The sequence below is a fragment of the Treponema porcinum genome (assembly GCF_900167145.1).
GTDB classification, from domain to species: Bacteria; Spirochaetota; Spirochaetia; order Treponematales; family Treponemataceae; genus Treponema_D; species Treponema_D porcinum.
This window is the reverse complement of sequence record NZ_FUWG01000025.1, coordinates 1-4,740: the sequence shown is the minus strand read 5'-3', so window position 1 is coordinate 4,740 and position 4,740 is coordinate 1. Positions and strand designations below refer to the sequence as shown.

Here is a 4,740-nt window from a genome sequence, read left to right as displayed (position 1 = left end):
GTTTTTCTTTGAAATTATTGGATTTTAATCTTCGGAGTTTTGCACGGCTGATTCCGGTTCTTCTCTCAAGCTCCGAAAGGTTGACTTTTGCAAGGTCAAAACAATCCCCTTGCTCCATCTTCATATCTTGGAGCGCTTGTGTTAAACTGACTGTGAAGTCATTATCATTTTTCATATTCCTCCCTGACTGAGTTTCTGGTTACTATTCAGTTTAGAGAGTTTTATTTGATTTGATAATGGCTTTTTTAATTGAACTTATTTTTGGCGATTTCCACTGGACTTAGGTGTGGCTGAAATCGGCGAACTCTAACAAGTAAAAAAACTTTGCAAAGTTCTTACGGTCAGCGAAACAGGCTTTTACAAATGGAAAAGAAACAGGAACAAGCCAAAGGCATGGCAGATTCTGCTTCAGAAAATATATGAAATCCTGGATGCATATAAACTCTTGATAATAAAGCTCCTATATAGTATGTTTTTTTGATAAACTACTATATAGGAGCTTTTGTATGGAAATGAATGGAGGATTTCTTGTTACCAAAATAAAACAGCTTGGAGACCGGATTTTCGAGAAGATTCTCAGCGAAAAGAATATTGATGCGTTCAATGGAGCCCAGGGACGTATTCTTTATGTGCTGTGGCAGGAGGATGGTATCTCAATCAGATCACTCTCGACTAAATGCGGATTAGCGATAACATCTCTTACTACGATGCTGGAAAGAATGGAAAATCAAGGGCTGATAAGCCGTGTTCATTTGCTTATGTGTGATAAAGAAGCAATAGAAGTGTAAAAAATTTTGCCGTTCCTATCCGGCACTTGGCCATTGTGTCGGATAGGTCGGGCGTTAGGCTTCGGGCAAGTCAATTTTGCCGACAAAGCTGTAATAAATCTCAATGTCCTGCCTGCGGGTGCCGTTCTCATCATAGCTGCACTCATGCACCACAATTTTCTCGATCATTTCCCGCAAGAGAGTGGGGGTCAGTTCTTCAAAGGCAAGGTGCTTGCGGACAATGCCCATAAATTTCTCGGCGTTGACGGTAGCTGCCTGTGACTTGTCCAGTTCGGCTTGCAGGGCGGCGGCTCTCTTTTTCAGCTCCGCTTGCTCGGCTTCGTAGTCAGCCGACAGTTCCATGAAACGCTCATCGCTGATTTTGCCGTTTACATTGTCCTCATACAGCCGCTTGATAATGCGGCTGATTTCAGAAATGCGTTCCTGCGCCTGTTCAAGCTGCTTGATGGCTGCGGCGGTCTTTCGCTTGCCGCCGATCTCGTTCTGCTGGACAAGTAGTTTCACAAACCGGCTCTCATGCTTGGCTGCGTATTCGGTCACTTGCCGGAGATTTGCCAGGACACCAGCGGTCAACAGATCGGTGCGGATAAAGTGCGCCGTACAGTTGCGGGTGCGCTTCTTGTAGCTGCCGCAGATGTAGCAGTCCTGTTTGCGGTCTTTGTTCTGATACCGCTGCTGATACAGCACATGGCCGCAGTCGGCGCAGAACAAAATCCCGGAGAACAGCCCCACTTCATCGTAGCGGTTCGGGCGTTTGCGCTGTTTGCGTAACTCCTGCACCCGTTCCCATGTTTCCTTGTCGATGATCGGCTCATGGTGGTTCTCGAAAATGGCCTGCTTCTCGACGGGGTTCTCTATGCTGTGCTTGACCTTATAAGAAGGCTTTTCCGTTTTGAAGTTCACCAGACATCCGGTGTACTCTCGGTTTTCGAGGATATGAACGACGGTGTTGGTCGCCCATTTGCACTCATAGCCTGGGTGATAACGGCGGGTGCTGCCTGTCCGCTGATATTCCAGCGTCCCCGGCGTGGGGATTTGCTGCTCCGTCAGCATACGGGCAATCTTGGTCGGGCCGTTCCCGGCAAGGCAAAGCTGGTAAATCTGCTGCACCACCGGGGCGGCTTCCTCGTCTATAATAAAATTCTCGTCCTCGTCCATCACATAGCCGTAAACCGGCTTGCTGGTAACGGGCTTGCCGCTCATGCCTTTTGACCTTTTTACTGCCTTGATTTTCTTGCTCGTATCTCTCACCAGCCATTCGTTGAACAGATTTCGCAGCGGGGTAAAATCGTTGTCCATGCCGCCGTTTGCGCTGTCCACATTATCGTTGACAGCGATAAAACGCACACCCTTTTGAGGGAACAGCATTTCCGTGTAAAACCCCACTTGCAGGTAGTTTCGCCCCAGCCTTGACATATCCTTGACGATAACGGTTCCCACTTTTCCGGCTTCAATGTCTGCAAGCATAGACTGAAAGCCCGGTCTTTGGAATAATGAGGTGTGATAGCGATAGCGGCAAAAAGCTAATAAAATCAATGGTTTTGCGGACAGCGGATAGACAGGGAATGTGTTAAAAACTGAATACGCACACAAACGGCGTTACCTTAACCCCTTTGGGGGAGAAAGTAACGCCGTTTTTTTATGCCCGCAGGAAAGGAGGTGCAGCCGGAATGTATTTCTCAAAGGGCAAGCAGCGGGCGTTTGAATTGCTCATGCAGCAGAAGCCGGGATTTGACCGCTATCAATCCGGTTGTGCCGGAGATGATGAAGATTGCGGCACTTGCCGTTTCTACCGCCCCGGGTGGAAATATGAGTTTTGCGTTTTCAAAGAGTGTCCCTATTGCCCCGGCAAAAGGACGCGGAAAACGCACGCCAGCATGGACAAATAGACGGGCAAAAGCCCTTGTGCCATGCGGCTTTGCAGACGCGAAAACGGCAAAGGGCATATTGCAATACCAAAACAGCCGAAAACGGCTTTCTAATTGTCCACGCATACCAAGAGAGGAAGTGAGGAAATATGGCAGTTTTCAGAGTGGAGCGAAATACGGGATATACCGTTATGAGCAACCACCACTTGCGAAACAAGGAATTGTCCTTAAAGGCAAAGGGCTTGTTGTCGCAAATGCTTTCGCTGCCCGAAGATTGGGATTATACCCTTGCGGGCTTATCCCATATCAACCGGGAGAAGATCGACGCAATCCGCGAAGCGGTAAAGGAACTCGAAAAAGCCGGATATATCGTGCGCAGCCGGGAGCGCGACGAAAAGGGACGCTTGCGGGGCGCAGATTACGTCATATACGAGCAGCCGCAGCCGCGAGAGCCGGAAGCAGCTACCAGCGGCGGACAGCCGCCTATATTGGATTTACCTACATTGGAAAATCCAACATTGGATAATCCAACGTTGGAAAAACCTACGCAGGAAAAACCTACGTTGGAAAATCCAACGCAATTAAATAAAGATATATTAAGTAAAGAACAATCAATTACTGATTTATCAAGTACCGATTCCATTCCTTTCCATTCCCTAATATATAACTCGTCGCTTACCTTTTTGCGGCTCTCGCCGTATTCATTTCTCGCGGCTTTTATAGCTGCCCCGAAAGCCTTAAAGTCGTACAATGGTACGGGTCTTTTTGCCATTTTCATTCACCCTGTTACATTTTACAGTTCACCTTTCTTTTTGGATATGTCCACACAATTCATATCATTAGGTTAAATACTTCCTGTTGTGTATTGACAGTAGACTGATTTTCTGATAAAATAAAATTTATGTAAAAGGAGGCGGCGTTTATGTTGCATTGCATGCGTATTAGATAAGCATTGAAAAAAAGGATTTTCCCATTTTCAACATGGGCTTTTTTGTCATGCTTATTTTGCGGATGCTATACAAAAAACTAACGACGTATAGATATAGTATAGACATAGTGCAAGCTATGCCTTAGTTTTGTTGTACTGCTCTGTGCATTATAAATGCAGGTCAATGCTCATGTTGAGGATTGACCTGCATTTTTTTGTGTAAAAAGGACGAGTGAAATATAATGCTTAAAAAATATTGGATAAAATGTCCGATTTGTAACGGAAAGACGAGAGTTCAAGTATTTCATAATACTGTATTAAAAGATTTTCCTCTTTTCTGCCCTAAATGCAAATTGACGCATATCATTGATGTAGAAAAATTAGAGATTGTAATCAAAAATACAGAAAAACAAACTTTTATTATTTAGAAGAAAGGATATAAAAATGAAACGTTTACCTAAATATACGCCTGCGGAAGTACGGAATGATCCATACGGATTTACTTACAAAGAAATGTCGGAAGTTATTGGCGAGAATGAAGCAAAAGCCTTATATGAAGAATTATATAAGCAATTACCACGCAAAAAAAATCTATCAATGTTGGTAAAAAATATTTGCAAAAGCAGTGATACTGAAAAGTATGTTTACGAACTGAAAGACAACAAATACATTGAAACGGTTTTTATCAAGCGGCGAGATGGTGGAACTGTTTGCGTGAGCACACAAGTCGGTTGTCCTGTTGGTTGTATTTTTTGTGAGTCCGGGCGAAATGGCTTTGTTCGTAATCTAACATCGTCAGAAATCGTACAACAGATTATATTGTTGCGTCGAAAAGTAAACCGTATCGTTTTTATGGGTATGGGAGAGCCTTTATTCAATTATGACAACTTGATAAAAGCAATCCATATTCTCCGAGATAGATATGGGCTCAACTTTCCAACCGACGGCATTACCATATCAACAGTTGTGTTCTGCCCAAAGTGAACTTGGACTTTTTTATAAAAGCTAATAAGGTGGTTTAAGCCTGTTGAGCTAACCAATAAGCTCTTCTTTTTATATCTGCATTATGAAGCTTATTTCTCCTGTCTGCAAGTCTTTCTTCTTTTCTTCCTGCAAAATAATCTTCCGGAGTCAGATAAAGAAGCGCGCCGTGCAG

General features: G+C 44.3%; 5 protein-coding genes and 1 pseudogene. 4 read left to right on the top strand and 2 right to left on the bottom strand.

Annotated features, from left to right (window positions below; genetic code table 11):
* Nucleotides 1-506: 506 nt before the first annotated feature.
* Nucleotides 507-749 (top strand): annotated as a pseudogene (locus B5D55_RS11295) (MarR family transcriptional regulator); the annotation flags it as partial.
* 93 nt (nt 750-842) lie between these two features.
* On the opposite strand, the gene B5D55_RS11290 reads toward B5D55_RS11295, so the two are convergent.
* Both B5D55_RS11290 and B5D55_RS11795 read right to left on the bottom strand, forming a co-directional pair.
* A complete protein-coding gene (locus B5D55_RS11290; RefSeq protein WP_456154923.1) occupies nt 843-2,324 on the bottom strand; it encodes a recombinase family protein in 1,482 nt (493 codons plus the stop codon).
* Between the two features lie 143 nt (nt 2,325-2,467).
* Nucleotides 2,468-2,782, bottom strand: a complete 315-nt coding sequence (locus tag B5D55_RS11795; RefSeq protein ID WP_200805323.1) for a hypothetical protein — start codon at nt 2,780-2,782, stop codon at nt 2,468-2,470.
* A gap of 23 nt (nt 2,783-2,805) precedes the next feature.
* Between B5D55_RS11795 and B5D55_RS11280 the strand changes: the two genes are divergently transcribed.
* The 3 genes from B5D55_RS11280 (at nt 2,806) to B5D55_RS11265 (ending at nt 4,568) form a co-directional block, all read left to right on the top strand.
* Nucleotides 2,806-3,504 (top strand): helix-turn-helix domain-containing protein, encoded by a 699-nt coding sequence (locus B5D55_RS11280; RefSeq protein ID WP_456154922.1) that lies wholly within the window; start codon nt 2,806-2,808, stop codon nt 3,502-3,504.
* Between the two features lie 322 nt (nt 3,505-3,826).
* Nucleotides 3,827-4,012 (top strand): cysteine-rich KTR domain-containing protein, encoded by a 186-nt coding sequence (locus B5D55_RS11270; protein ID WP_003431289.1) that lies wholly within the window; start codon nt 3,827-3,829, stop codon nt 4,010-4,012.
* 16 nt (nt 4,013-4,028) lie between these two features.
* Entirely contained in the window at nt 4,029-4,568 is a 540-nt protein-coding gene (locus tag B5D55_RS11265) for a radical SAM protein (protein WP_456154921.1), read from the top strand.
* Nucleotides 4,569-4,740: the final 172 nt, after the last annotated feature.